Source organism: Parvibaculum sp., from assembly GCF_030694575.1.
GTDB lineage: Bacteria > Pseudomonadota > Alphaproteobacteria > Parvibaculales > Parvibaculaceae > Parvibaculum.
Genome location: NZ_JAUYUS010000124.1, coordinates 1 through 1196 on the forward strand (window position 1 = coordinate 1; position 1196 = coordinate 1196).

Annotated in this window: 1 protein-coding gene; it reads left to right on the plus strand. The window is 66.1% G+C overall.

Annotated features, from left to right (window positions below):
• Positions 1-105 precede the first annotated feature (105 nt).
• Positions 106-1161: an IS630 family transposase gene (locus Q8S60_RS17685; RefSeq protein WP_305668755.1), complete on the plus strand. Its 1056-nt coding sequence runs from the start codon at positions 106-108 to the stop codon at positions 1159-1161.
• The last annotated feature ends 35 nt before the right edge of the window (positions 1162-1196 follow it).

Consider the following 1196-nt stretch of genomic DNA (forward strand, 5'->3'; position numbering starts at 1 on the left):
TTTGGTCTGTCCTCGGGCTCGATCGCGGAGCGCTTATGAGGGATAATACCAACGCCCCGTAGCTTTTAGACTTCCCCTGACGGGGAGAACCGGGCAAGTTTGGGCATGGCAAGAACACTTCCTGAATTGGGTGCAACGGTGGTGGCGGAGATCGAGGCGGCGTGGGCCGAGCCGCAGCCGGACTGGGCCCGCCGCCGGCTGCTGGTGGTGAGGTTGATCGCGCAGCACGAGCTGACGGCCGCCGAGATCATGCGGGTGGCGGACGTGAGCCGGCAAACGGTCTTCACTTATCGGGACAAGGTGGTGGCCGAGGGTGTGGCCGGCTTGCTGCGGCGCGACTGGAAGGGGGCGCGCAAGCCGGTGGTGCGCGGGGCCGTGGCCGTCGAGTTTATCCGGCGTCTGGAGACCGGCCAGTTCCGGCAGGCGCGCGACGCTCAGGCGTGGATCAAGAAGCGCACCCGGCGGAGCCTGAGCGAGAGCGGAGTGCGCAAAATTTTGCGCCGGCTGGGTGGCAAGCTCAAGGTGCCGCGCAAGAGTCACGCCAAAAAGGATCCGGCCAAGGCCGCCCAGTTCAAGGCGGAGCTGCCCGCGCGGCTGACGGCCGTGGTGGGCTCCGCGCCCGGCCAGCCGGTGCGACTGTGGGTGCTCGACGAACACCGTTATGGCCTGTTGCCGGTGATCCGCCGGGTCTGGGCGCGGCGCGGCGTGCGGGTGCATGCGCCCTACGCCACCAAATACCAATGGGGTTACCTCCATGAAGCGCTGGAAGTCGACGGCGAGCATCGCACCGAACTGCTCTTCACCCCGGCGATCGACCGGGACATCCACGCCGTCTTCCTCCAACAAATCGCCGCCGCCGATCCCCAAGCGCTGCACGTGGTCATCCAGGACCAAGCCGGCTTTCACCTGCCGAGCGACGATCCGCGGCTGCCGAAAAACCTCCGGCTGCTGCCCTTGCCGCCCTACAGTCCGGAACTCAATCCGGTCGAGCGCTTCGGCGGCCTGCTCAAAGCCCGCGTGACCAACCGGCTCTATCCCAGCTTGCGCCGGTTGGAAGATCACCTCTTCGCCGCTTCCCGGGAATGGACCCAACCGGCCAAAGTCGCCGGCCTGATCCACCGCTGGCTCGCCGATCAGGTAAACTCTGGCGCTCCAATCTAAAGTCTATTAGCTAGCGGACATTGGTATCATGCCCG